Raw genomic sequence first — 22435 nt, forward strand, 5'->3', positions numbered from 1 at the left:
CCTCCACCGCACGAGGCGAGGAGGAGTGGTGCGAAAGGGGGGACTCGAACCCCCACGGCTTGTTAAGAGCCACAAGGTCCTGAGCCTTGCGCGTCTACCAGTTCCGCCACTTTCGCACGAGCGGGGAGCGGGAGGATACGACGCGAGGGAGACGGCGTCAATCAACTGAAGGCCTCAGGAACGCCTCTCGGGCGCGTCCCGCTCGCTCACCCCGCCAGGTACGCCAGCGCGGCCTGGTCGTCGGGGAAGATGCGGATGAGGGTGTCGAGCCGCGTCAGCTTGAGGAGTGCCACGACCCGGTCCCTGGGCCTGACGATCGCCATCCGGCGGTCCCGCTCCTCGAAGCGCTGCAGGTAGCCGATGAGCTCCCCGAGGCCGGTGGAGTCCAGGGTGTCGATCTTCTCGAAGTCGAGCAGGACCGGCCCCTCGTCTTCCTCGAGGACCTTCTCGAGGAACTCGGAGAACTGCCGCGCGCTCTCGCCCAGCTTGACGACCCCCTGGATCCTCAGGATCGTCGCGCCGTCGCGCCGCTCGCGGATGATGATCACTTCCCGCCCCCGGCGGCCCGCTCCCGAGCGGAGACGAATCGCCCGATCCGGTCGCGGTCGCGCGCGGAGAGCTCGAGGAAGCGGAGCCCGAAGACGGGGCGGAACGACGAGGCCTCGTAGGCCCGCCGGGCGACCTGGCCGCGGCTCCTGACGGAATCGGGGTCTTCGGGGAGGAAGAACTCCACGTCGACCACCCGGCCGACGTTCAGCTCGCCGTCCACCTCGGCCAGGAGACCGTTCACGGAGACGTTGAGCGTCTTGCCGTGGACGGTCGCGCCCTCCACCCGGAGCTCGTGGACCCGGAGCATCGTGTTCACCTCGCGGCGCGCGGCGACCTCCGTGAGGCGGCGCACCTTGTCGAGGAGCTCGCCGTCGGGAAACGGGGCGAGGAGGAAGTCGTTGATGCCGGAGACGAGGCACTCCTCGAGGTGCGTCGAGCCGGACGGGACGACGACCATGATCGAGGTCGCACGCCAGCGCGGGACGGAGCGCAGGTGCTGGGCCGCCCGCACGCCTCCTTCCGGGCCGAAACCTTCGTCGAGGACGACGACGTCGGCCGCCGGCGATGCCGGAAGCGCGTCGAGACCCTCGAGGGTCCCGACCGGAGTGACGAGGTAGTCGGCCTGGCTGAGGATCTCTTCACTCCGGGCGAGGAGCCCCTCGCGGTGGCCCGCGAGGATCACGTGGCGGCGAACGGGGGCGGCCGTCACGCCGCCACGCCCTTCCGGACCGTGACGGCCCCGGTGCAGACGCGCCGGCCCTCGGCGTCGGTCACGGTTCCCTCGAACCTGACGATCGGGCCGAGGACCCCGACGATTCGCACGTCGACGTTCAGCAGGTCGCCGCTCTCGGGCGTCCGGTCGAACGTGAACTCGGAGACTCCGGCGAGGAAGCCGCTCCGGCCGATGCCTGGATCGCCCCCTTCGAGGAGGAGCGCCGACTGGGCGACGACCTCGACGAGTGTGAGCGGCGGGAGGAACCCGTCCGCGCCCGTCCGCCTTCCGTTCCCGGTGACGAGCGCGCGGACGCGCCCTTCCGCCGGCCCGCGCTTCTCGACCGTTCGCTCGACGAAGCGGAAGGGGTAGACGTGGGGAAGCTCCTCCCTGTCGGGGTTCACGCGGCCTTCGACTCGACGAACTCGCAGAGGGCGTTCACGGAAGCGAAGGCCTTGACCCCCACCTCCTCGTCCTGGACCTTGATGCCGAATTCCTTCTCGATGCCGAGGACGAGCTCCAGCGCGTCGATCGAGTCGAGCCCGAGCCCGCTGGGGTCGTCTCCGAAGAGGGGTGCGTCGTCCTTGATGGACCCGGGTTCGATCTCCAGCTTCAGCTGCCGGACGATCAGCGCCTTGACGCGCCCCTTCATCTCTTCAACCTGCTCCATTCCGCCTCCTTCCGGGCGATCGGCGGGAGTATACGAGGCGCGGGACCCGGCGGACGAGGAGCCCGTCAGCCGACGAATCCGCCGTCGACGCGGATCGTCTGCCCGGTGAGGTAGGCCGCGCCGTCCCCGCAGAGGAACGAGACGAGGGGCGCGATGTCGGCGGGAACACCGAACCGACGGAGGGGGATCCGCTTCGTGAAGTCTTCCCGGGCCTCCGCGTTCAGGAACGAGATCATCTCGGTGTCGACGAACCCCGGCGCCACGCAGTTCACGGTGACCCCGTAGGGGCCCACCTCGGCCGCGAGCGACTTCGTGAAGGAGACGAGCGCCCCCTTGGCCGCGGCGTAGTTCGTCTGGCCGGCCGAGCCCATCAGGGCCGCCAGCGACGAGATGTTCACGACGCGCCCCCAGCGGCGCCGGAGCATCCCGCGAACGACGGCCTTCGTCGCCCTGAAGCTGCCGCCGAGGGACGTGTCGATCACCGCGTCCCAGCTCGCCTCGGGCATCAGCGCGAAGAGCCCGTTCTTCAGGACCGCCGCGTTGTTCACGAGGACGTCCACCCCGCCGCGCTCGGCATCCAGCCGGTCGGCGACGGCGGTGATCTCCTCCCGGGAGGTGGCGTCGGCCTTCGCGGCCTCGCCGCTCCCCCCCACCTCGGCGATCCGGCGGACCGTCTCGGCGGCGCCGGACGCGTCGGACCGGTAGGTGACCAGAACGTGGAGCCCGTCCGCGGCGAGCCTCTCGGCGATGGCCTGGCCTATGCCTCGCGACCCGCCCGTAACCCAGGCGACCCTCTGTCGTTCACTCACGTCGCCTCCTCCCGGGCCGCGGCCACGGCACCCCTTCGTTCCGACGGCGCGCCGAGGTCGGATGCGAAGCGGGCGATGCCGACCGGGTCTTCGAGGACGTCGGCTTTCGAGCGGCGCAGGGTCCAGCGGTGCATCTTCGAGAGGACGTCGCCCGGGCCGACCTCGGCGAAACGGATCTCCCCGGCCGCCGCCATCGCCGTCAGGACGTCGGACCAGCGGGAGGGGCGGGAGATCTGCTTTCCGAGGACCCGCCGGGCCTCTTCCTCGCTCTTCACCTCGCCGCCGACCATCGGGGCGTAGAGGGCGGCGCGCCCCGGCCACGTCATCCTCACGTGGCGGTCGACGAGCTCCGAGAGGCCGTCCGTGACGGGCTCCAGCACGGGAGAGTGCATGGGCCAGCCGAGCGGCAGCGCCTCCGCCCTGAGGGCGCGGGGCGCGAAGTGCTCGAGCGCCCGAAGGACCGGCTCCCGGCGTCCCGTGAGGACGACCTGCTGCGCCGCATTGACGTTTCCGATGGCGACGTCGCGAGGGTCGCAGCCGAGGCGGGCGAGCTCGGAGGCGACCTCGCCCTCCCCGAGCCCGATCACGAAGCCCATCGCCCCGGCTGGAGCCCGTTCGCCCAGGAGCCGTTCGGCCTCGAGGAGGACGTCGAGCGCCGCGCGCCGGTCCAGCACACCGGCCCCGACGAACGCGGCGTAGGTTCCGAGGCTGTAGCCCGCGCAGGCCGCCGGCTCGAGACCGTGCTCATTGGCGAGGACGTCGAGGACGGCGACCGAGACGGCGAAGACGCCGACCTGGGCGGGAAGGTCGTCGTGGAGATCCGATCGTCCCTCGCCGAAGTAGACCTCCCGGACGTCGACGCCGGTCCGTTCGGCGATCTCGCCGAACCAGCGGTCGACGTAAGGGTAGGCATCGGCAAGCGCCTCGCCCATCCCCGCCTTCTCGGAGAGCTGGCCCGGCAGGAGAGCCGCGAACCTCATGCCGCCACCTCTCCCGGCAGGAGCCCGGCCGGGAAGGCCTCCGCCAGGGAGTGTGCCCGGTGCCGCGAGAGAAGGCGCGAAAGGCGGGGCACGACACGGCCGCGCCCGCCGAAGTGAACGAGCCGGGCGACGGGCGACAGCTCCATGGGAGGGTGCTCCTCGTCGACCTCCCACGGGTGAAGGTAGAAGACCGGGCTGTCGCCCGAGCGGATCGCCGCGTCGACGGCCGCACCGACGCGGGCTTCGCGCGACAGGCGCGACGTCCAGCCACCTCCGAGCATCGCGGGGCGGCCGAAGAACGTCCCGACGAGGGGCGGCACCTCCAGGAGGTCGCCGGACGGGGTCGACAGGACCGTGGGACGGCGGGGGTTGCCGGGATCCCCGATCGGAGGAACCGCGAGGAGGGAGGAGTCGACCCGGAACCCCTCCTCGACGAGCGTCGGCAGGTGGGGGCTCGAGGTCGTCCGGAGCGACCACTCCGGGGCCCGGTAGGCCGTCACCGCGGCCCCGCAGGCGTCTTCGAGCGCGGCGCGGGCAGAGCGGACGTCGGCGCGGAATTCCTGGGTCGTCATGGTGTCGGCCCGGCGGTGGAGGTCGCCGTGACAGCCAATCTCGTGCCCGGCCTCGGCGATCCGCCGGACGAAGCCGGGGTTACGGCGGGCGACCCAGCCGAGGACGAAAAACGTGGCACGCGAGGCGGTGCGATCGAGAAGCTCGAGTATCCGCTCCGTCGAAGGGACGACGCGGGAGGGGAACGAACCCCAGCGGTCGGGGACGTCGTAGGTGGGGTGGCCGCAGACGTGGAACCACTCTTCGACGTCGACGGTCAGGACGAGGCGCGCTCCGGGCATCGCGCCGAATTATGACTCGTCGGAGCCGGTCGTCTTGTAGTGGGCCGAAAGCCAGGAGGTGACCCACGTGTCGCGGAACGGCCGGTAGTGGCGGGGCCCCCCGTTGTAGATCGACCGGATCGGAACGACCTCGAACTTCCGGAGCCGCCGCGAGGCGCGGATGAGCATCTCGTTCTCGATGGCGTACCGGCTCGCGGTGAGGCGGAACTGGCGGAGGAGGTCCGTCGAGAGGAGGCGGAATCCCGACTGGCCGTCCTCGACGGGCAGCCCGGTCATGCGGGAGAGGACCTTGTCTCCCATCTCGTTCGCCCGGCGGTTCTTCGCCGGCATGCCGTCGGGATTGGCCAGGCGCGAGCCGATGACGAAGTCGGCCCCCCTCCGGGCGGCGTCGAGGAGCACCGGCAGGTCGTCGGGGTCGTGCTGGCCGTCCCCGTCGACGAATGCGACGTGGGTCCAGTCCGCTTCGAGGAGGTGGGCAAGGCCGTCCCGAAGGGCCGTCCCTTTACCACCGTTCCTCTCGCGGCGCAGAACTTTCGCGCCCGCCTCCCGGGCGACCTCCGAGGTGCGGTCTTCGCTCCCGTCGTCGACGACGAGCACCTCCGGAACGTGCCGGAGGAGTCCCCTTACCACGTCACCGACCCACGTTTCGCACTGAAACGCGGCGACGAGCGCGGCGGGCCGAAAAGCGCTTTCTGGAGTTGACGTGCCCCGCAACTTTGTGAAAATTAGCACGAGCGCCTCATGGGCACACCTTCCGCCTTCCTCCCCATCCTCCTCATGCTCACCGCGGCCGCCATCATCGGGGCCGCTCTGCTGTTCCTGAACGGGGTGATGGGCCGCAAGGTCCGCACCCTCCGCAAGCTCGGCCCCTACGAGAGCGGCCTGCCGCTCCTCGACGAGAGCCGAAAGCGGATATCCGTAAAGTTCTTCATCGTCGCGATGGTCTTCATCCTCTTCGACGTGGAGACGGGCTTCCTCTGGCCGTGGGCCACCGTCCTCGACGAGGGCGGCTGGGTGGTCTTCTGGCCGATGGTCGTCTTCCTCGCCGTCCTGGCCCTCGCGGACGCGTACCTCTGGAAGAAGGGAGCGTTCGACTGGGAATGAGCGGCGGCGCGAACACACCCGTGGACACCCTTCCCGGACAGCCTCCCGTCGGCGAGCACGGGGCGCTCTCCTGCGGGAAGGCCCTCTCCTTCTCGCCCGCGGCCGAGGCCCGGTTCGAGAAGCTCCTGACCCGCTACCCGACGAAGCAGGCCGCGCTCCTGCCCACGCTCTGGATCGCCCAGGAAGAGTGGGGCTGGATCTCGCGGGAGGCGGTCGACTACGTCGCCACCCGCCTCGGGCTCTCCTCGGCCTTCGTCTGGGGCGTCGTGACCTTCTACACGATGTACAACCGGGCCCCGGTCGGGAAACACCTGATCCAGGTCTGCACCTCGATCTCCTGCCACCTCAACGGCGCGGAGGAGGTCTTTCACGCCTGCCGCAGGAAGCTCGGCGACCTGAAGCCGGGCCAGACGTCGGCCGACGGGAAGTTCACGGTCGTCGAGGTGGAGTGCCTCGCCCAGTGCGACAAGGCGCCCGCCGTCATGGTGAACGGCGACGACCACGCGCGCATCACGCTCGAAAACCTCGACGCCTTCCTCTCCGAGCTGAAATGAGCGATTTCCAGCCCGTCCTCTCCGCCCGCCTCGGGAAGAAGAACTCCTGCGCCCTCGCGACCTACGTCGCCGACGGGGGCTACGCCTCGTGGAAGAAGGTCCTCGCCGGTTCGAAGACGGGCGAGTGGACCCCGGCGAAGGTGACCGACCTGGTCAAGGCCTCGGGCCTCAGGGGCCGGGGCGGCGCCGGGTTCCCGACGGGAATGAAGTGGACCTTCGTCCCGCCGAAGGAGAAGAGGGGCGACAAGCCCGTCTACCTCCTCTGCAACGCCGACGAGTCGGAGCCCGGGACCTTCAAGGACCGGATCCTCATCGAGAAGGACCCCCACCAGATCCTCGAGGGGATGATGCTCGCGAGCTTCGCCCTGGACGTGAAGCACGCCTACATCTACATCCGCGGGGAGATGGTCCACGGCGCCGAGATCCTGAACGCCGCCATCGACGAGGCCTACGCCGCCGGGCTCCTCGGGAAGAACGTCCTCGACAGCGGAATGGACTTCGACATCACGGTCCACCGCGGCGCCGGGGCCTACATCTGCGGCGAGGAGACGGCCCTCATCGAGAGCCTCGAGGGCAAGCGCGGCCACCCGCGCATCAAGCCTCCCTTCCCCGCCGTCTCGGGCGTCTGGAACGCCCCGACCGTCGTCAACAACGTCGAGACGCTCTGCTGCGTGAAGCACATCCTCGACCGCGGGGCCGACTGGTTCAAGGGAATCGGCCGGAACGAGCGCAACACCGGGCCGAAGCTCTACTGCGTCTCCGGCCACGTCGTGAAGCCGGGCGTCTACGAGGCGCCGATGGGGATCCCGTTCCGGGAGCTCCTCGCGATGTGCGGGGGGATGAGGGGCGGGCGGAAGGTGAAGGCCGTCATTCCGGGCGGCTCCTCGGCCCCGATGCTGACGGGCGACGAGATGATGGACGTCCCGCTCGACTTCGACGGCGTCGCCGCCGCGAAGTCGATGCTCGGCTCGGCCGCCATCATCGTCATGGACGAGACCACGGACATTCCGAAAGCGGTCGCGAACATCGCGAAGTTCTACGCTCACGAGTCGTGCGGGCAGTGCACGCCGTGCCGCGAAGGGACGCCCTGGCTCCACAAGATGCTCAAGCGGATCGTCAACGGTCAGGGCAAGAAGGCCGACGTCGAGATGCTCCTCCAGGTCGCCGGGCAGATGGGGAACGGCATGACGATCTGCGTCTTCGCCGACGCGGCGATCGCGCCGGTCCTCTCGGCCATCCCGAAGTTCCGCGAGGAGTTCGAGGCGTACGTCACGAAGTCCGCCGCGCCGGGCTTCGAGCAGCCTGCCGCGGCCGGGATCACCTCGAAGGTGGCCGAGCGGACGGCGGAAGGGATGCACTCCTGATGGCGAAGGTCACCGTCGACGGACGGACCGTCGAGGTCCCCGGCACCGCCAACGTCCTCGAGGCGTGCCGGGCGGCCGGGGTCGACGTCCCCCACTTCTGCTACCACCCGCGCCTCTCCATCGTCGGCCAGTGCCGGATGTGCATGGTCGAGATCGAGGGGGTCCCGAAGATCCAGGCCTCCTGCACGGTGCCCGTGCGCGACGGGATGGTCGTCCTCGCCAGCTCGGAGAAGGCCCTCGCCGCCCGCAACGCGACGATGGAGTTCCTCCTCATCAACCACCCGCTCGACTGCCCCATCTGCGACCAGGCGGGCGAGTGCAAGCTGCAGGACAACGCCGTGGCCGCCGGCCTCCCCGTCTCGCGGACGGTCGAGCCCCGCCGCCAGTTCCCGGGCTACGACCGGACGAGCATCGGCCCCCACGTCATCGCCGACATGACGCGCTGCATCCAGTGCACGCGCTGCATCCGGTTCTGCAACGAGATCTCCGGCACCGGCGAGCTTTCGCTGATCGAACGGGGCGGCCACGCCTTCGTCTGGACGCACGAGGGCAAGGCGCTCGACAACGAGTGGTCGGCCTGCGCCGCCGACGTCTGCCCGGTCGGCGCCCTGACGACCAAGGAGTTCCGCTTCAGGAAGCGCGTCTGGTGGCTCGACAAGGCGAAGTCGGTCTGCGACGGCTGCGAGATCGGCTGCAACATCTCGATCGAGCACCGCGACCGGGCCGTCTACCGGTTCCTCCCGCGGGTGAACCTCGCCGTGAACGACTTCTGGATGTGCGACTACGGGCGCTTCCGCGCCGAGGAGCTGAACGGCAACGACCACACCCGCCCCGTGCTCCGGAGCGGCGGGAAGGCCCGCGAGACCCACTGGGGCGAGGCGCTCGACGCGGTGAAGGCTGCCGTCGACGCCGCCGTCGCGAAGGACCCCTCCTCGGTCCTCGTCCTCGGCTCGGCCCGCCTCTCCACGGAAGAGAGCTGGCTCCTCGCGCAGCTCTTCAAGGGAACCGTGGGCGCCGCGCACGTCGAGTTCCACGCCGACCTCGGTCCCGAGCGGAAGATCAAGAACCCTTCCGTCCCGGGCGGCTGGCTCGTCGGGAAGGAGGCCGCGCCGAACTCCCGCGGTGCCGAGGCCGCGGGTGTGGCTCGCGCCGGGAAGGGCTCGGCCCTCGCCCGCCTCCTCGACGGGTCCTACACGCCGGAGGTTCTCTACGTCGCCGACGCCGAGTTCACCTCCCGCGTCGCCGACCCGAAGTTCGTCGACGCGCTCCGCCGGGCGAAGACGCTCGTCGTCCACGGGAGGCGGACGAACCTCCTCACCGATGCCGCCGACATCCTCCTGCCCGTCACGAGCCTGGCCGGCAAGGAAGGGACGTTCGTGAACGTCCTGGGGCTCGTCCAGCGGTTCCAGCTCGCCATCGTCCCGCCGCCGATCGTGAGGACCGACCTCGAGGTCCTCCTCCACCTCGGAAAGAGGTGGGGCGTCTTCGACACGCAGTGGACGGCGAAGTCCGTCTTCGAGCTGATGAAGGGCACCGTGCCCGGGTACGCGGGGCTCGGGTGGGATTCCCCGGCCGTGGCCGGGAGCGACGCGTCGGTCTCCCCGACCTCGGCCTACGACGTCCTGCTCGAGAGGCGCCTCTCGAACCCCGCCGAGATCCTCGCGGATGCCGCCGCGGCGGCAGTGACCTCGGTGGCCGGAGGAGAGAAGTGAGCGACGCCACGTTCGCCGTCGTCGCGGCGATCGCGAAGATCCTCCTCGTCTGGGCCATCGCCCTGGCGGCCCTCCTCCCGAACCTCGTCTGGGCCGAACGGCGCGGCGCCGGGATGATCCAGGACCGTCCCGGCCCGAACCGGGTCGGACCCTTCGGCCTCTTCCAGGCCGTCGCGGACGTGATCAAGCTCTTCATGAAGGAAGACGTCACGCCGCTCTACGTCGACAAGTTCCTCTACAACCTGGCGCCCTGGATCACCATGATGCCGGCCCTCGTGACGTTCGCCGTCATCCCGTTCGGCGCGCCGCTCGACGTCACGATCGGCGGCGTCACCCGGAACGTGCCGCTCATCATCGCCGACGTCAACATCGGGATCCTCTACATCTTCGCGTTCTCCTCGCTCGGCATCTACGGCATCGTCCTGGCCGGCTGGTCGTCCAACAACAAGTACTCGATGATGGGGGGCCTGCGCGCCTCGGCCCAGATCATCAGCTACGAGCTCTCGATGGGCTTCGCGGCCGCCGCGACGTTCCTGGTCGCCGGCTCCCTCCGCCTCCCCGCCGTCGTCGAGTGGCAGCAGGCGCACGTCTGGAACGTCGTGCCCCAGTTCGTCGGGTTCCTGATCTTCCTGATCGCGGTCTTCGCCGAGACGAACCGGCTCCCGTTCGACCTCGCCGAGGCGGAGGCCGAGCTCGTCGCCGGCTTCCACACGGAGTACTCGGCCTTCAAGTTCGGCATGTTCTTCATGGGCGAGTACGCGAACATCATCGCCGCCTCGGGCCTCGTGGTGACGCTCTACTTCGGCGGGTGGTCGCTCCCGGGGATCGCGTTCGCCGGGGTCTGGGGAGCCCTCGCCTCGATCGCCGTCTTCTTCGCGAAGACGCTCGCGTTCATCGCCCTGTTCATCTGGGTCCGCTGGACGCTCCCCCGCTTCCGGTACGACCAGCTGATGGACCTGGGCTGGAAGGTCCTCCTCCCGCTCTCCTTCCTCCACCTGATCGTCGTGGCGGCGTTCGTCGCCGCGAAATGAGGGACTGAAGCCGATGTCGCTCGAGCTCGTCGTCTTCGCGATCGCCTCGGGGCTCGCGATCGCCTCCGCCCTCGCGATGGTCGTCGTGAAGACACCCGTGAGGAGCGTCCTCTCGCTCGTCCTGGCCTTTTTCGCGCTCGCGGTCCTCGCGGTCCTCCTGGCCGCGCCGTTCATCGCGGCGCTCCTCGTGATCGTCTACGCCGGCGCCATCCTCGTCCTCTTCCTCTTCGTCGTCATGCTCCTGAACCTCACGCAGGAGGCGGAGGGGCACGACGAGAGGCCGATCCAGAGGATCCTCGGCCTCGTCGCGGTCGTCGCCATCGGCGGCCTCCTCCTCGGCGTGACGCTGAAGGCCGGGGCCCCGCCGGTTCCGCCGGCCGGAGGCCCGATCGGCGTCGCGACGGACGAGATCCCGATCCTCGGCCGGCTCCTCTTCTCCGACTACCTGCTCGCCTTCGAGGCTCTTTCCGTCCTGCTCCTGCTCGCGGCCGTCGGCGCGCTCATCCTCTCCAAGCGGAGGTTCGACTGAGATGGAGGGCGCCGCGATGAACGCCGTCGTCCCGATGACCGTCCCCCTGAACGCCTACCTGGCGGTCGGGACGATCCTCTTCGTCATCGGGCTCGCCGGGACGCTCCTGAAGAGGAACACGCTTTCGATGTTCCTCTCCATCGAGCTGATGATGAACGCCGTCAACCTCCTCGTCCTGGCCTACGCCCGGATGCGGGGAGACGCGACCGGCCAGATGGTCGTCTTCTTCGTCATCGCCATCGCCGCCGCCGAGGCGGCGGTCGGCCTGGCGATCTTCGTCGCCCTCTTCCGCGCGCGGCGGACGATCGACGTCGACCGGCTCAGCCTGCTGAAGTGGTGAGGGACACGACGCCATGACGCTCCCCCTCTGGCTCATCCCCGCCCTCCCGCTCGCGGGGTTCCTCCTGAACGGCCTCGTCGCCCTCCTCTGCGGGTGGCGCCGGGCCGCGAAGGCCACCGCCGAGTGGCGCGACGCCCACCCGGACGACCACGGACACGACGGGCACGGGAGCGACGCCCACGTCGACGCGCACGGCCACGACGACCACGCCCACGGGGACCACGGTCACGGGCACGGTCCCGCCGGGCCGTTCCTCCCTTACTGGCAACGCCTGTTCCACGGCGTCGTCGGCGTCCTCGCGGTCGGCCTCGCCACGGTCGTCGCGTTCGCGAACCTCGTCCCCTACGTCGCCGGCTCCCTCGCCACGGAAGGGGGCCTCGCGCCCGTGATCCAGACCGCCTGGCGCTGGATGGCGGCCGGGCACGTCACGATCGACGTCGCGTTCCGGCTCGACGCGCTGTCGGCCATGATGCTGTCGTTCGTCACGTTCGTCGGGACGCTCATCCACGTCTACAGCGTCGGCTACCTGCAGGACGAGGAAGGGTACGGCCGCTACTTCGCCTACCTGAACCTCTTCATGTTCGCGATGCTGACGCTCGTCCTGGCCAACAGCCTGCCGGTGCTCTTCATCGGCTGGGAGGGCGTGGGCCTCTGCTCCTACCTCCTCATCGGCTACTACTACGACAAGGACTTCGCCCACCAGGCCGGCAAGAAGGCGTTCGTCACGAACCGGATCGGCGACTTCGGGATGGTCCTCGGGATCTTCGGAATCCTCGCCCTCTTCGGGACGATGGACTTCTCCTTCGTCGACCTGGCGAAGCAGGGGGCGATGAACGGCAACGCGCCGCTCAGCGTCTACGCCGTCTGCCTCCTCCTCTTCCTCGGCGCGGTCGGCAAGAGCGCGCAGGTCCCCCTCTACGTCTGGCTCCCCGACGCCATGGCCGGCCCGACGCCGGTCTCCGCGCTCATCCACGCCGCGACGATGGTCACGGCCGGCGTCTACCTCGTCGCCCGCTGCTCGGCCGTCTTCGTCCTCGCCCCCGACGCGATGACGCTCGTCGCCTGGATCGGTGCCCTCACGGCGGTCCTCGCCGCGACGATCGGCCTCGCCCAGAACGACATCAAGAAGGTCCTCGCCTACTCCACCGTCTCGCAGCTCGGCTACATGTTCCTGGCGTGCGGCGTCGGCGCGTTCGGCGCGGGGATGTTCCACGTCTTCACCCACGCCTTCTTCAAGGCCTGCCTCTTCCTCGGCTCGGGCTCGGTCATCATGGCGATGCACCACGAGCAGGACATGCGGGCCATGGGAGGCCTGAGGCAGCGGATCCCGAAGACCTTCCTCACGATGATGTTCGCCACGGTCGCCATCGCCGGGATCCCGCCCCTGGCGGGCTTCTTCTCGAAGGACCAGATCCTCGGCGCGGCGTTCGGCGCAGGGCACCCGGTCCTCTTCGCGGTCGGCCTCTTCACGGCGGGCATGACGGCCTTCTACATGTTCCGCCTCGCGCGGATGACCTTCTTCGGGACCTTCCGGGGGCCGAAGGGCGCCGACGAGCACGTCCACGAGTCCCCTGCCACGATGACCGTCCCCCTCGTCGTCCTGGCGTTCTTCTCGGTCGTCGCCGGCTTCCTCGGGGTGCCCGAGGCGATCGGCGGCTCGAACCGGTTCATGGCGTTCCTCGCCCCCTCTCTCGCAACGGCGCACCCGCACCACGTCACCCACCTGACCGAGTGGATCCTCATGGGCCTCTCGGTCGCCGTCGCCCTCGCCGGGATCGTCCTCGCCTGGCGCTGGTACGGCTCCGCGGGCGCCACAGCACAGGTGCCGAGCGTTCCGGCGAACGCCTTCTACATGAAGACGGGAGTGCTCGGCCGCCTCGTCGAGAACCGGTGGTTCGTCGACGAGGGGATCGAAGCGGGCGTCCTCAGCCCTTTCCGGAAGATCGGCACCTTCCTCTGGCGCGGCTTCGACTCGCTCGTCATCGACGGCGTCGTCAACGCATCCGCCTTCCTCGTCGAGCTGACGGGCGACCTCGTCCGCTTCTTCACGACCGGCAACGTCCGTAACTACGCGCTGAGCTTCACGCTCGGCGTTCTCGCCCTGGCGCTCTACGTCTTCCTGCGGTAGGAGAGCATGCTCGACTCCAGCACCTCCATCCAGTGGCTCGGGGCCGACATCCTGACGACGCTGGTCTTCCTGCCGTCGCTCGGGGCGCTGGTCCTCCTCTTCCTGTCGAACGAGGCCAAGAACGCCATCCGTGCCGTCGGGCTCCTGGCGAGCGGCGCGACGTTCGCCGTCTCGGTCGCCGTGCTCCAGAAGTTCAACCCGGCGATCGCCGGGCTGGAGGCCTTCCGGCCCCTCCTCGTCGACCGTCCGTGGATCCCCCGCTTCGGAATCCGCTACCTGATGGGAGTCGACGGGCTCTCGCTCGTTCTCGTCGTCCTCACGACGCTCCTGACGCTTCTCGTGCTCGTCTTCTCGTTCGGGCAGTCGATCCCGAAGCTGCGCGGGTACGTGGCGGCGTTCCTGATCCTCGAGACCGGCATGATCGGGAGCCTCGTCGCCCTCGACGCGATCCTCTTCTACGTCTTCTGGGAAGTGATGCTCGTCCCGATGTACTTCATCATCGGGATCTGGGGCGGCAAGCGTCGCATCTACGCGACGATGAAGTTCGTCCTCTTCACGCTCGCCGGGTCGCTCCTGATGTTCGTCGGGATCCTCTTCGCCTCGGGCGTCCACGCCCGGACGACCGGCATCCTGACGTTCTCGCTTCTCGAGTGGATCCCGGCTGCCTCTTCCGGCGTCTGGGGCCTGACGGGCACGCAGGAGGCGCTTCTCTTCTGGGCCTTCGCCCTCGCCTTCCTCGTGAAGGTCCCGCTCTGGCCGCTCCACACGTGGCTCCCCGACGCGCACGTCGAGGCGCCCACGGGAGGCTCGATCATTCTCGCCGGCGTCCTCCTGAAGCTCGGGACGTACGGCCTCCTCCGCTTCGCGATCCCGCTCTTTCCCGGGGCGGCCGTCCGCTACACGCCCCTGATCGCCGTCCTCGCCCTGATCGGCGTCGTCTACGGCGCGTGGGTCGCTGCGGCCCAGAAGGACATGAAGAAGCTGGTGGCCTACTCGTCGGTCAGCCACCTCGCGCTCGTCGTCCTCGGGATCTTCGCGGGAAACGTCACCGCCGTCTCCGGAGCCGTGATGCAGATGGTCGGGCACGGCCTGACCACGGGGCTTCTCTTCCTCCTCGTCGGCGTCCTCTACGAGCGGCGCCACACGCGGGAGATGGCCGACTACGGCGGCATCGCCTCGCAGGTGCCCGTCACGACGACCCTGTTCGTGATCGCCATGCTCGGGTCGGTGGGCCTGCCCGGCCTCAACGGCTTCGTCGGCGAGTTCCTGATCCTGGCCGGCGTCTTCAAGGCGAACGTCGTCTGGGCCGCGATCGCGGCGACGGGCCTGATCCTCGGCGCCATCTACCTCCTCACCCTCACCCAGAAGGTCTTCTGGGGACCGAACCGGGTCAAGGCCAACCTCGGGCTCACCGACATCAACGCCTGGGAGTTCGCCGCGGCTTTTCCGATGATCGTCCTCGTCGTCGTCCTGGGGGTCTGGCCGCAGCCGGTCCTCGACCTCGTCCGCAACTCCGTCGAGACGGTCGTCCAGATCGCGGCCGTCCGGATGGTCCCGTGACGTCCGCCGCCGAGAGGAGCTGCTGAACGTGACCGGCTTCCTTCACGTCTCCCCCGCCGACCTCGCCACGGTCGGCCCCGAGACCTTCCTCTGCGTCCTGGGGATCGCGCTCGTCCTGCTCGACGCCTTCGCCCGGAGCCTGCGTCCCGCGTTTCCGTACATCACCCTCGCGGGCGTGGCGGCGGCGAACTTCCTCGGCGGCTACGCGCCCGGGAGCGCCTTCGCGGGAGCCATCGAGGGCTCCGAGCTGACCCGGTTCGTCGACCTCCTCGCGCTCGCGGCCGTCGCCCTCGCCACGCTCGGCGCCGACGCCCTCCTCTCGCGCGACAAGAGGAACCAGGGCGAGTTCTACGCCCTCCTCCTCTGGTCCGCCGCGGGCCTGATGCTCATGGTCAAGGGGAACGACCTCCTCGTCGTCTTCATCGGCCTCGAGATGATGTCGATCGCCCTCTACGTGATGGCGGCCTGGTACCGGGACGTCCCCGAGGCGACCGAGGCGGGGATGAAGTACTTCCTGATGGGCGCCTTCGCGTCCACCTTCTTCCTCTACGGCCTCGCCACGGTCTACGGGCGGCTCGGCTCCACGCGCCTGACGACCCTGAAGGGCGCGCTCGCCAATGGCGAGGGCTTCTCCGACCCGATGCTGCAGATCGGGCTGCTCGCCATTCTCTCGGCCCTCGCGTTCAAGATCGCTCTCGTTCCGTTCCACGCCTGGGCCCCCGACGTCTACCAGGGCATGACGACGCCGGCCGTCGCGTTCCTCTCGACGGCGCCGAAGGCCGCGGCCGTCGTCGTCGCCATCAAGGTCCTGTCGACGCTCGCCCCGGCCGGCCTCGGGGAGCCGTGGCGCCCGCTCCTTTCGATCCTGGCGATCCTCTCCATCCTCTTCGGGAACATCGTCGCCCTCGCGCAGCGTGACCTGAAACGGATGCTCGCCTACTCGGGCATTGCCCAGATGGGGTACGTCGCCATCGGGCTCGCGACCTTCGACGGTGCGGCGTTCGAGGGGACGCTCGTCTTCCTCGCGGGCTACCTCGCCACGAACGTCGCCGCGTTCCTCGCGGTGGCCGCGCTCTCGAACGGAGAGAAGGAGCCCCACCCCCTGGCCGACCTCGCCGGGATGGGACGCCAGCGCCCCTTCGCGGCCTCGGTGCTCACCCTCGCGATGCTCTCCCTCACGGGATTGCCGCCGACGGTCGGGTTCATCGGGAAGCTCCTCGTCTTCCGCGCCGCGGTGGACGCGGGCCTGTTCACGCTCGCCCTCGTCGGCATCTTCGGCAGCCTCGTCTCGGCGGGGTACTACCTGAGGGTCGTCTACTACCTCTGGATGAAGGAGCCGAGCCGCGAGGTCGCCGCTCCCCAGGAGGACGTCCTTTCCGGGGCCGCCTACATCCTCCTCACGGCGGCGATCCTCGTCCTGGGCGTCCTCCCCCGGCCGCTCCTGGACATGGCCCGGGCGGCCGTCCAGTCTCTCCCCCGCTGACCGATGCGCGTGCCGCCCATGGAGACGGGAGAGCCGCGGGAGGCTCTCCCGTGACCTCGGCGGCCTCCCGCCCTCGCCGGGAGGGGCTTTCCGAGGCCGCGACCCACCGCCTCTCGCTGCTCCTGCGCAGCCTCGGCGTCCTCGAGGCCGAGGGCGTCGAGACGATCTCCTCGCCCGGGCTCGCCCAGCGCCTCGGCGTGAATGCCGCCCAGATCCGCAAGGACCTCGCGCACCTCGGCGAGTTCGGTGTCCGCGGCGTCGGCTACGGGGTCGCCGACCTGCGGGCCCGCCTCGGCGCGATCCTGGGGCTCGACCGGGTCCGGGTGGTCGTCATCGTCGGCGCCGGGCACCTCGGGCAGGCCCTCGCAGACTCGAGAAACTTCAACGGGGAATCGTTCCGCGTGGACGCTCTCTTCGACGTCGACGGGCGAAAGGTGGGCGGAAAGTCGCGGACGGGGGTCCCGATCCTCCACACCGGGACGCTGCGAGAGACCGTCGCCCGGCTGGGAGCCGAGATCGGCGTTCTCGCCGTGCCCGCCGAGGACGCCGAGGGCTCGGCAAGGGCGCTCGCGGAGGCCGGGGTACGCGGGATCCTGAACTTCGCCCCGGCGACCGTCGGGCCGTTCGCCGGGGCGACGGTGAAGAACGTCGACCTGACGCTGTCCCTCGAAACGCTCGCGATTCAGCTGACGCCCGCCGGCGGCTGAGGGCGGGAGGAAGGACGGGCGCCGGGGCCGGCGCCCGCCGGGAGCTTCAGGACTCGAGCGCTTCCCTCTTGGCGCGAGAGACGGCCTCCGCGCGCCGCGAGTCGTTCGGGCGGTCGTCCGAAATCTGGCCGTCGCGGATCCGGATGATCCGCTTGGCGTGCGCTGCGATGTCCTCTTCGTGCGTGACGAGGACGATCGCGTTTCCCAGCTCGTTCAGCTCGCGGAAGAGCCGCATGATGTCCTCGCCCGTCTGGGAGTCGAGGTTTCCCGTCGGCTCGTCGGCGAGGAGGATCGAGGGGTTCGTCACGAGGGCCCGCGCGATGGCGACACGCTGCCTCTGGCCGCCCGAGAGCTCGTTGGGGTTGTGGTGCGCCCGGTCGGTCAGGCCGACGTGCAGGAGGGCCTTCTCGGCCTTCTCGCGCCGTTCCTTCCGCGCCAGCCCGGCGTAGACGAGGGGGAGCTCGACCTGCTGGAGGGCATTCGTCCGCGGGAGGAGGTTGAACGTCTGGAAGACGAACCCGATCTCCTTGTTGCGGATCCGGGCCAGCGCGTCGTCGTCGAGGTCCTGCACGAGCTGCCCGTTGAGGAGGTACGTCCCGGCGGTCGGCGTGTCGAGGCAGCCGATGAGGTTCATCAGCGTCGACTTCCCGGAGCCCGACGGTCCCATGATGGCGACGTACTCGCCGCGTGCGATGGTGAAGGTGACCCCGCGGAGGGCGCGGACCTTCTCCTCGCCCACGACGTAGGTCTTCTCGATCTCCCGCATCTCGATCAGCGTCGACACGGCGTCACCCCAGGAACACGGCCGCGATGGCCGCCTTTCCGAGAACGTAGATGGTCCAGAGGACGACGGGAACGGCCACGGCGCCACCGGGCGGCATCGCGGGCAGCTTCTTCATCCCGACGACGAGAAGCGCGAGCGCGCCGAGGCTGAACAGGTCGACCGACGAAGCGACGGACGACAGGAAGACCGGCGCGTCCGCCGGGAGGAACGCGCCGACGTTCGACTTCAGCGCCTTCTGAATGGAGAACTGCGTCTCGGAGGCCTCCGGAAGCGACGCCAGGATGGGGATCGCGACGAAAAGGCCGACGACGTTCGGGAGGTTCGCGTGGCTCCAGACGGCCGCCACCTGCACGAACCGCGCCTCCGACCCGGAGGCGCGCGCGCCGCCCCAGAGGACGAGCGTGACGAAGAGGAACATCAGCGCCGAGGTGGGAAGCGCCCAGCCCGCAGCCTTCGCGGGAGTCCGGTCCGAGCGGGCCACCATCTCGCGGATCTGCTGGTCCGACATCGTTTGCCCCGTCTTCGCGGCGCGGGCCTCGAACATCTCGCGGAACGTCCGCTCCATGTCGATCTTCGGGGTCGAGACGAGGACGACGACCGCGATCCCCGCGAGCCAGAGGAGCAGGGGGAGCCACCAGGTCGGACGGCGGACGAGCCCCGCGAACGTGTTCGCGGGGCTCGTGAAGGTCCCGGAAAGCGCGGAGAAGGGAGAGATCCCCGGCTCCGGCTCGCCCGGTGCCGTCGGGACGGCCCCGGGTGCGGCGTCGTTCACGGGCGCGATCCCTCCCCGGCGGTCTTCTCCATCGAGACCGGCAGGCCCGCCAGCTCGACGTTCTTCGTGGGCAGGAGGTCGCCGACGGCCTTGTGCCAGGCGACCATCGACTTCAGGTAGCCGGCGATCGCCAGCAGCTCGTTCGACCGCGCCGTGGTGAGGTCGTTCTGGACCTGGGCGACCGTGAACGAGGTCGTCATGCCGTTGTCGAACTTCTTCCGCTCGGCGTCGAGGTTGCGGTCGGCGAGCTCGCGCGCCTTCTTCGCCGCCGCGACCGACCGCCGGGCCGTGTCGACGTTGCGGGCCGCGGTTCTCACCTCGAGCGCGAGGTTCTGCTTGAGGAGCGCGAGGTTCGTGACGGCCAGCTCGAGGTCCGTGGCGGCGATGGCGGCGTTCGCCTTCGCGGTCCGGTTCCTCAGGGGCACGGAGAAGTTCAGCCCGATGGACCAGTTCGGGTAGTCCCAGCTCCCGATCTGGGAGAAGGCGTCCGAGTAGCTCGAGCCTTCCTTGACGAGGTCGTTGTTGTAGCCGACGCCCGCGAGGCCGTACGTGCCCCTGGCGTCGAGTCTCGGCTTGAGCTCGTTGCGGTTGTAGACGAGGCTGACCTTCCGCGACTCGATGTTGACGAGAGCCTGCTTGACCTCGGGCCGCACCTCGAGCGCGGACCGGATTCCGGCTTCGACGTCGATCTCGATCTTCTCCTCGGCGGGTTTGTCGGTCGGGACGATGGGACGGTTCCAGGTGGAGAGGTCCGTGACGTTGAGAAGCCGCTTCAGGCGGTCCTGGGCGTCCCCGATCTGCCCCTCGGCGAGGATGATCTCCTGCTCGCGCTGGGCGATCGTCACCTCGGTCTGGACGATCTCGATCGGGGCGAGCGCGCCGACGTCGATCTTGATCTTCGTGATCCGGTTGAAGTCGTTCGCCCGGTCGAGCGCCTCCTTCTTGGAATCGAGGTTCGCGTTGGCGTAGACGAGGTCCCAGTAGGCGTTCTCGACGAGCTGGACCGCGGTCTGAACGCTCGCCACGAAGTCCCACGCCGACGAATCCTGCAGGAGGCGGCTCTGGACGACGAGACGGGTGTTCACGTCGCGGCCGAATCCCCTGAGAAGGGGCTGATTGACGGACGCCGTCAGGCCGGCCGAGAACGTCGGATTGATCTCGACGTAGCCGGGAATCGTCGTCCTCGTCGGGGAGTCGGACCGCGTTCCGCCGAACCCGAGGCTGTACTCCGTACCCAGCTCCGTCAGTCCGCCGATTCCGAAATCGAATCGCTGAGAGGTGGAGGCCGGGGCCTGGAAGCTGCTGGTCGTCGGCGTCTCGCGCGAAGACGCGCTCGCCGATGCCGTGACGTTCGGGTCGAAGATGCCCGAGGCCGTTTCGATGCCGAATCCTGACCGCTGGTAGCTGAGCGAGGCCACGTCCAGGTCGAGAGCGTTGCGCAGCGCGAGCTCGATGGCCTGCGCCAGGGTCAGCTCGATGCGGTCTCCCTCGGGGAGGGGCTGGGCCTGTCTCTGCCCGCTCCCGATCGGAACGACCACCCGGCTACCCGCGTCCGTCGCGAGGGCAGAACCGTTCCAGAACGGGGTGAGGGCGAGGAGCGCGGCCGCGGCCGCGCGGCGCGGGAAACGGCGCTCCCGATCGTCGATGTTCAAGGCGTCCTCCTTGCGAGGTGTATCCACGCCAATCCCTTACGGAGAAGCGGGGAAAAAGTTTCCCCCGGAGGGGGGCTCGGGGTCGTGGCAGGCGAAGCGCCGGAACGATATCCCGGGCTCGATCTGCTCGTTCGGACTCTGCTCCCGGCAGACGTCTCCCGCCCGCGGACAACGGGGATGAAACGGGCATCCGGGCGGGGGGCTGGCGGCCGATGCGGGCTCGCCTGCGGTCCTCCGGCGGCGCAATGCCGCCGGATCCCCCGCCCTGCCGAGCCCGGGCCGGGAGGCGAGCAGAAGGGCCGTATAGGGATGCCTGGGCGAGCCGAGGACCACCTCTGTCGGCCCCTCCTCGACGATCCGGCCGAGGTACATGACCGCGGTCCGGTCGGCCAGGTGCTTCACGACGCCGAGATCGTGCCCGATGAGAAGGTAGGCGGGCCTCGACGGGGTGGTTTCCTGCAGCTCGAGAAGGAGGTTCAGGATCTGCGCGCGGATGGAGACGTCGAGCGCGGAGACCGGCTCGTCGAGGACGACGAGCTTCGGCTCGGTGGCCAGGGCCCGGGCAATGGCGATCCTCTGCCGCTGTCCGCCGGAGAACTCGCCCGGACGGCGCTCGGCGGCCTGCGGGGGAAGGCCGACCGCGTGAAGGAGGGCGCGGACGCGCTCGCGGCGCTGGTCCGCGCTCCCGATCCGGTGAATGGCGAGCGGCTCGCCGACGATGGTGCCGACGCTCATCCGCGGGTTGAGCGAGCTTCCCGGGTCCTGGAAGACGACGCCGACGTCGCGGCGGGTGCGGTTGAGCTCCGGGAGGGGCAGCGAAAGCCAGTCGCGCCCGTCGAACCGGACCTCCCCGCGATCTGGCGCAACGAGGCGGAGAATCAGCCGCGCCGTCGTGCTCTTTCCCGAGCCCGATTCGCCCACGAGTGCCAGCGTCTCTCCGGCGGCGAGGTCGAAAGAGACGTCGGAAACGGCACGAACCTCGCGGCGTGTCCCGCCCCAGAGGAACGGCCGCGAGGCACGGAAGGCCTTCGCGAGACCCCGCACCCGGAGGAGGGGCCGCGCATCTACGGCCGGCGCGATGCCCGTCACGGGAGACGTTCCTGGGCGAGGAAGCAGGCCACGCGGCCTCCCGGGCGGAACCGGGCCGTGGGGTGCTCGACGGCGCAGCGGGCGAAGGCGGCCGGGCAGCGAGGGGCGAAGCGACAGCCCCGGGGCCAGGCCCCCGGTTCGGGCACGGTGCCCCCGATCGCGGGAATCCGCGCCCGGCCCGCCCCTTCCACCCCACCGGGACGCGAGGCGAGGAGGGCCTTCGTGTACGGGTGCTCGGGCGCCGAGAGGAGGCGCTCGACGGGCGCTTCCTCGACGATCTCGCCCGCGTACATCACGAGAGCGCGACTGGCGACCTGGGCGACGACGTCGAGGTCGTGCGTCACGAGAAGGACCGCGAGACCGAGCTCGTCGCGCAGGCGGAGCAGGAGCTCGAGGATCTGCGCCTGGATCGTGACGTCGAGCGCCGTCGTCGGCTCGTCGGCCACGAGGAGTCGCGGTCCGCCCGCGAGGGCGAGCGCGACCATCGCGCGCTGGCGCATTCCGCCGGACATCCGGTGCGGCAGGTCGCCCATCCGCGCCTCGGGGTCCGGGAGCGCCACGCGCGAGAGCCACGCGAGCGCTTCCGCACGGGCTTCGGATCGGGAGAGGCCGCGGTGGCGACGAAGGACGTCGATCAGCTCGCTTCCGATCGTCCTGACGGGGTCGAGGGCGGCAGACGGCTCCTGGAACACGAAGCCGATCCCGCCGCCTCGCAGACGGCGCATCTCCCGGTCCCCGAGCGCGCCGACGTTCTGCCCCTCGAAAACGACCTCGCCCCCGACCCGCCGGCCCGGCTTCGGCACGAGGTCGAGGAGCGAGAGGCCCGTGACGGTCTTTCCCGCGCCCGACTCGCCGACGAGCGCGACGACTTCGCCCCGCGCCACGTCGAACGACACCCCGTCGACGACGCAGGTATCGCCGAAAGCGACGGCGAGAGACCGTACGGAGAGGAGCGGCGCGTCGCTCGGGCCTGCGGACGGGGCGCGGCTCATCGGAGCGCCGATGATACCGGCGCGGCGCCCCTTTCCGTTTCCTCCCGGCCCTGCTACGGTTCC

General features: G+C 69.8%; 24 protein-coding genes and 1 tRNA gene. 11 read left to right on the plus strand and 14 right to left on the minus strand.

Going from position 1 to position 22435, the window contains the following annotated elements; translation table 11 throughout:
* Positions 1-26: 26 nt before the first annotated feature.
* The 9 genes from IPN03_03650 to IPN03_03690 all read right to left on the minus strand — a co-directional run bounded on the left by IPN03_03650 (position 27) and on the right by IPN03_03690 (position 5201).
* A tRNA-Leu gene (locus tag IPN03_03650) sits at positions 27-116 on the minus strand.
* A gap of 90 nt (positions 117-206) precedes the next feature.
* Positions 207-548: an STAS domain-containing protein gene (locus IPN03_03655; GenBank protein MBK9372826.1), complete on the minus strand. Its 342-nt coding sequence runs from the start codon at positions 546-548 to the stop codon at positions 207-209.
* On the minus strand, positions 545-1258 hold the full coding sequence (locus IPN03_03660) for a PilZ domain-containing protein (GenBank protein ID MBK9372827.1): 714 nt from the start codon (positions 1256-1258) through the stop codon (positions 545-547). Before IPN03_03660 ends, IPN03_03655 begins: the two co-directional genes overlap by 4 nt.
* Positions 1255-1665: a hypothetical protein gene (locus tag IPN03_03665; GenBank protein ID MBK9372828.1), complete on the minus strand. Its 411-nt coding sequence runs from the start codon at positions 1663-1665 to the stop codon at positions 1255-1257. The genes IPN03_03660 and IPN03_03665 overlap by 4 nt, the downstream gene beginning before the upstream one ends.
* Positions 1662-1931, minus strand: a complete 270-nt coding sequence (locus IPN03_03670) for an acyl carrier protein (GenBank protein MBK9372829.1) — start codon at positions 1929-1931, stop codon at positions 1662-1664. The genes IPN03_03665 and IPN03_03670 overlap by 4 nt, the downstream gene beginning before the upstream one ends.
* Before the next feature lie 65 nt (positions 1932-1996).
* Complete coding sequence (locus tag IPN03_03675; protein MBK9372830.1) at positions 1997-2740, minus strand: 3-oxoacyl-ACP reductase FabG; 744 nt, start codon at positions 2738-2740, stop codon at positions 1997-1999.
* Positions 2737-3720 (minus strand): ACP S-malonyltransferase, encoded by a 984-nt coding sequence (locus tag IPN03_03680; GenBank protein ID MBK9372831.1) that lies wholly within the window; start codon positions 3718-3720, stop codon positions 2737-2739. Before IPN03_03680 ends, IPN03_03675 begins: the two co-directional genes overlap by 4 nt.
* Positions 3717-4571 (minus strand): polysaccharide deacetylase family protein, encoded by an 855-nt coding sequence (locus IPN03_03685; protein MBK9372832.1) that lies wholly within the window; start codon positions 4569-4571, stop codon positions 3717-3719. Before IPN03_03685 ends, IPN03_03680 begins: the two co-directional genes overlap by 4 nt.
* Positions 4572-4580: 9 nt before the next feature.
* Positions 4581-5201, minus strand: coding sequence for a glycosyltransferase family 2 protein (locus tag IPN03_03690; protein MBK9372833.1), 621 nt, complete (start codon positions 5199-5201; stop codon positions 4581-4583).
* A 111-nt stretch (positions 5202-5312) separates the two neighbouring features.
* On the opposite strand from IPN03_03690, the gene IPN03_03695 reads away from it, so the two are divergent.
* The 11 genes from IPN03_03695 to IPN03_03745 are packed head-to-tail and all read left to right on the plus strand — an operon-like array spanning position 5313 to position 17083.
* Complete coding sequence (locus IPN03_03695) at positions 5313-5675, plus strand: NADH-quinone oxidoreductase subunit A (GenBank protein MBK9372834.1); 363 nt, start codon at positions 5313-5315, stop codon at positions 5673-5675.
* On the plus strand, positions 5672-6229 hold the full coding sequence (nuoE, locus tag IPN03_03700) for an NADH-quinone oxidoreductase subunit NuoE (protein MBK9372835.1): 558 nt from the start codon (positions 5672-5674) through the stop codon (positions 6227-6229). Before IPN03_03695 ends, nuoE begins: the two co-directional genes overlap by 4 nt.
* A complete protein-coding gene (gene nuoF, locus IPN03_03705; protein MBK9372836.1) occupies positions 6226-7593 on the plus strand; it encodes an NADH-quinone oxidoreductase subunit NuoF in 1368 nt (455 codons plus the stop codon). Before nuoE ends, nuoF begins: the two co-directional genes overlap by 4 nt.
* Entirely contained in the window at positions 7593-9305 is a 1713-nt protein-coding gene (locus tag IPN03_03710) for a (2Fe-2S)-binding protein (GenBank protein ID MBK9372837.1), read from the plus strand. Before nuoF ends, IPN03_03710 begins: the two co-directional genes overlap by 1 nt.
* Positions 9302-10336, plus strand: a complete 1035-nt coding sequence (gene nuoH, locus IPN03_03715; GenBank protein MBK9372838.1) for an NADH-quinone oxidoreductase subunit NuoH — start codon at positions 9302-9304, stop codon at positions 10334-10336. Before IPN03_03710 ends, nuoH begins: the two co-directional genes overlap by 4 nt.
* A gap of 13 nt (positions 10337-10349) precedes the next feature.
* Complete coding sequence (locus IPN03_03720; protein ID MBK9372839.1) at positions 10350-10865, plus strand: NADH-quinone oxidoreductase subunit J; 516 nt, start codon at positions 10350-10352, stop codon at positions 10863-10865.
* A 34-nt stretch (positions 10866-10899) separates the two neighbouring features.
* Positions 10900-11205 (plus strand): NADH-quinone oxidoreductase subunit NuoK, encoded by a 306-nt coding sequence (gene nuoK / locus IPN03_03725; protein ID MBK9372840.1) that lies wholly within the window; start codon positions 10900-10902, stop codon positions 11203-11205.
* A 13-nt stretch (positions 11206-11218) separates the two neighbouring features.
* The gene (gene nuoL / locus IPN03_03730; GenBank protein ID MBK9372841.1) at positions 11219-13333 is read left to right on the plus strand and encodes an NADH-quinone oxidoreductase subunit L; all 2115 of its coding nucleotides are present in this window, start codon (positions 11219-11221) and stop codon (positions 13331-13333) included.
* A gap of 6 nt (positions 13334-13339) precedes the next feature.
* A complete protein-coding gene (locus IPN03_03735) occupies positions 13340-14893 on the plus strand; it encodes an NADH-quinone oxidoreductase subunit M (GenBank protein MBK9372842.1) in 1554 nt (517 codons plus the stop codon).
* Positions 14894-14921: 28 nt separating this feature from the next.
* The gene (locus IPN03_03740; GenBank protein MBK9372843.1) at positions 14922-16376 is read left to right on the plus strand and encodes an NADH-quinone oxidoreductase subunit N; all 1455 of its coding nucleotides are present in this window, start codon (positions 14922-14924) and stop codon (positions 16374-16376) included.
* Positions 16377-16426: 50 nt separating this feature from the next.
* A complete protein-coding gene (locus tag IPN03_03745; GenBank protein MBK9372844.1) occupies positions 16427-17083 on the plus strand; it encodes a redox-sensing transcriptional repressor Rex in 657 nt (218 codons plus the stop codon).
* 46 nt (positions 17084-17129) lie between these two features.
* Here IPN03_03745 and IPN03_03750 read toward each other — a convergent pair whose 3' ends face one another.
* From IPN03_03750 to IPN03_03770, 5 genes are read right to left on the minus strand one after another with little or no spacing between them, the layout of a single operon-like run.
* Positions 17130-17858 (minus strand): ABC transporter ATP-binding protein, encoded by a 729-nt coding sequence (locus IPN03_03750; GenBank protein MBK9372845.1) that lies wholly within the window; start codon positions 17856-17858, stop codon positions 17130-17132.
* A 13-nt stretch (positions 17859-17871) separates the two neighbouring features.
* Complete coding sequence (locus tag IPN03_03755) at positions 17872-18639, minus strand: YIP1 family protein (GenBank protein ID MBK9372846.1); 768 nt, start codon at positions 18637-18639, stop codon at positions 17872-17874.
* Positions 18636-20291 carry a TolC family protein gene (locus tag IPN03_03760; protein MBK9372847.1) on the minus strand — a complete coding sequence of 552 codons (1656 nt, stop codon included), beginning with the start codon at positions 20289-20291 and terminating at the stop codon, positions 18636-18638. The genes IPN03_03755 and IPN03_03760 overlap by 4 nt, the downstream gene beginning before the upstream one ends.
* Positions 20292-20327: 36 nt before the next feature.
* Positions 20328-21380, minus strand: coding sequence for an ABC transporter ATP-binding protein (locus IPN03_03765; protein MBK9372848.1), 1053 nt, complete (start codon positions 21378-21380; stop codon positions 20328-20330).
* Positions 21377-22372: an ABC transporter ATP-binding protein gene (locus tag IPN03_03770; protein MBK9372849.1), complete on the minus strand. Its 996-nt coding sequence runs from the start codon at positions 22370-22372 to the stop codon at positions 21377-21379. Before IPN03_03770 ends, IPN03_03765 begins: the two co-directional genes overlap by 4 nt.
* Positions 22373-22435: the final 63 nt, after the last annotated feature.

Source organism: Holophagales bacterium, from assembly GCA_016719485.1.
Classification (GTDB): domain Bacteria; phylum Acidobacteriota; class Thermoanaerobaculia; order UBA5066; family UBA5066; genus UBA5066.